The sequence below is a fragment of the Streptococcus sp. HMSC063B03 genome (assembly GCF_001836965.1).
Taxonomy (GTDB): domain Bacteria; phylum Bacillota; class Bacilli; order Lactobacillales; family Streptococcaceae; genus Streptococcus; species Streptococcus pneumoniae_F.
In genome coordinates this window covers 1-2,980 of sequence record NZ_KV831022.1, presented here as the reverse complement: position 1 = coordinate 2,980, position 2,980 = coordinate 1, and the positions used below count along the sequence as shown (strand labels likewise).

Here is a 2,980-nt window from a genome sequence, read left to right as displayed (position 1 = left end):
CTTTATAGAGATTATCATCCCCAGCATCAAAAAGTTACAAGCAGCGATAGATGATATCCAACTAGAGTTGACCTCCTACAAACATGCGGATGCCCAGGTCTCTGGATATGGTGATTTGGACCTAGACCAGCTTAAGGAATTAAAAAAGCTGAGAGAAGAGCAGTTAGCTATCGTAGAAGCTCAGATTCAAGAGAGGGAGAACTGGCTAAATCAAATCAAAGACCTCTTTAGTCTCAATTGGGGGAAAGCCTTCTCTGAGAAGACCATCCTCTACAATACCAAGTTTCAAATCGAGTCGGGTATTCAGGATTTGGATAATAAGATTGAAAAACTAGAATTTTTTGTCTCACAGGTTTCCCAGTATTTCAGTGATAGCCTAGAAGTCCTTAGCTTAGCCATCAAAGGAGCCACGCAACTGAGTAAAATCATTGTCGATAGCGATGGTAACTACTATGCGGACGGTCTGGATATGAGTTGGGTACAGAAGATGACGGATGTGAAGATTGAAAATCAAAAAATTGAGACATCCATACCAATAAGTAAAAAACAAAAATCTATTCAGACACTCCAACAGCAATATGGATTTAGTCAAACTGAATCAGAAATATTACTGAAATTATATGTTAGTATGGAAAAGAAATATGGGACTAAGAAAGCAAATGTAGAATTCTTTAAGATAGTTGCTTCATACTCTTATGGTGATAAATCTTATGGTGCTTGGCAAATTGTCGCTGGATTATATAGTCCAAACGGGGTGAATGGTATAATAGTTGGCATAAACGATAAACTGAAATACATACTGAAAAAATATGGATTAAAAGATTATGAAATTGATACGATTCAGAAGGCTATCCAGAATCAGCATAATTTTGCGAGATTGGAAAAGATTGAAGAGGGAGATACAAATGATGAGATAAGAGGGAAACTGAATTTAGCTTCTGAGAAAGCATTTGGTCAAGGAAATTATAATAAATTAGACGAGAAGCAGAAAGCAAGAGTAAGGGAATTGTTGTCTCAATTTGGAGGAACAATAGATTATTCTCATATGGCTGCCACTATTTCTGCACATTTTACAGATAATCATGGAATAGAAAATGAGGATGATTTAGCAGGTTGGCAAGGTGATGTAGCTGGTGCTATGGGAATTTCTCCTAGTCTTGGCAATGATGATTATCGATCAGACTTAGACGCAGTGAATATTTATAATCTGATGAAGAATGGAGATAGCGCTGTTAGTGTTACGAATTCTTATTATGAAAATGTCAAAAAAATACCTGGTTATAGATCTTATGAATTTGTTCAAAATATTGGAGAAGGTGATTACACGAAAGGAATGAAGAAATTAGAAGAAACATATAAATTATATGTCTCTTCTCATTCTAGTGAAAAATCATCAACTTTTGAAGAATTCATGAATGCTATCCAACATTTCCAAAAAGATTTAGATAAACCCAATCCTTCTATCGGAGAGCAAAATGTTAAATAAAATGAAGAATTATTATAAAAACAAACCAACTCAAGCTGTCTTAATGCTTATAGTTCTTATTTGGTCAGTATATGAGATTGGTGCGACCAGTTTGGCAAGTAACTCGGCATTAACTAAGGAATTCATGCATAGTCGGTATGTTATGGTTTGGCCAATGATAGATAAGAAAGTGAAATTATACCACTATGCGGAAGAATGGACTAATGACGTTTTAGTTGGAATTATGCATTTAGACTATGGAAATATTAAAATAACTAGTTTTCCTAAAAAATGGGAGAGTGAAGCTGAAGTATACTATACGCTGTCTCAGGATGAGTATGCTGATAGAGTATATTTTTTCTTAGACGAGCCAATTTCCAAAGCCTATATCAGCAGATTAGAACAAAATTATTATTTGATTTCAAAGAATGCAGTTGCTATTAAAGAAGAAACAGGTAAAACAGTTGAACAGTTAGCTCAAGAAGTGGGGAATGCAAGGAAAAATTTCTTATCAGCTCTTGGAAAGATGAAAATCCTTCGTTTGGTCTATTTGATTCTTCGTATGATAATATTGTTGCAGTGTATCAGGTGGTCGGGTCAGCGTAGAAAAAGGAAAGAGAGCGAAATTTTGCAGAATAGATAGAGCTCCAGAAAGGTATGACGACTATAAGGAGAGTTACAAATGAGCATGACGAAAAAATCGAATTGGAATTTAGGTTGTAGTTTAGTACTTGTTGTAGTCCTAGCAGCTAGTTTTCTATTTTATCTATGGGCACAAAATCTTGGTAAGTATACTCTGCAACCAGGAGAGTCGGCTAACTTTACAGTAAATCCTCGGACACATGATGTAGAATACTACTCAGAATTAATCTTGAAAAAAAATGATACTAATAAGCTTAAATTATCAGGTAAAAAAGTTTGGTTTGAGATGCATGGCGATATTTTTTATGATGTTGAAGGGCAAAAACTTGTTCGAAGCCATCATTCAGAAGATGTTGATGAAGAGTTACCCAATAATCAAAAAGATATCCATTTAGTCCAGGATGGAATTGTTGACAGTTACCAGGGGGAAAAAGTATTTAATGTAACCAATAACAAGTCCTATACAATAACCATCACCAATGTAGACGACAAGCCAGCACACTTTGAAGCTCAAGTGGTGGATAGGTAAGTTTAAGAATCTTTAAGTAAGCCTAGATGGTTGCCATTTGTTTGGTTATGGAGGTTTATTTTGACTTTTGATGGCTATCTGGTTGTTACTTTCGATGAAGCCAGAGAAGAACTGATAGCGGAAAGGAATCGGCTACCATGGGAGTAAAATACAGCGCACAAGAATCCCAAGAATTGATTCAGGCCATGACGAACAACCTCCGAGTCGCAAATGAAGTCACAGACCGTTTATCCAGCGGATGTGACCACCTGATTTCCTCTTTAGACTCAGGTGAGTTGACAGGAGCAGCCTACACAGCTGGTAAAGGTCTCTTTATAGAGATTATCATCCCCAGCATCAAAAAG

The 2,980-nt window shown here is 36.1% G+C and carries 3 protein-coding genes and 1 pseudogene; all 4 read left to right on the top strand.

The features are described 5' to 3' along the window. The coding region (locus HMPREF2628_RS03605; RefSeq protein WP_070842365.1) for an ATP-binding protein at positions 1 to 1,486 on the top strand (1,486 nt) is incomplete at its 5' end. Further along, entirely contained in the window at positions 1,476 to 2,108 is a 633-nt protein-coding gene (locus HMPREF2628_RS03600; RefSeq protein ID WP_070842364.1) for a hypothetical protein, read from the top strand. The genes HMPREF2628_RS03605 and HMPREF2628_RS03600, both read left to right, overlap by 11 nt. A 39-nt stretch (positions 2,109 to 2,147) precedes the next feature. Continuing rightward, positions 2,148 to 2,636: a hypothetical protein gene (locus HMPREF2628_RS03595; RefSeq protein WP_070842363.1), complete on the top strand. Its 489-nt coding sequence runs from the start codon at positions 2,148 to 2,150 to the stop codon at positions 2,634 to 2,636. 137 nt (positions 2,637 to 2,773) lie between these two features. Then, positions 2,774 to 2,980, top strand: a pseudogene (locus HMPREF2628_RS03590) (virulence protein); the annotation flags it as partial.

What these genes read in the sequence shown, in the direction of transcription:
- HMPREF2628_RS03600 (WP_070842364.1), top strand. Translation starts at nt 1,476, where the DNA reads ATGTTAAATAAAATGAAGAATTATTATAAAAACAAACCAACTCAAGCT.
- HMPREF2628_RS03595 (WP_070842363.1), top strand. Translation starts at nt 2,148, where the DNA reads ATGAGCATGACGAAAAAATCGAATTGGAATTTAGGTTGTAGTTTAGTA.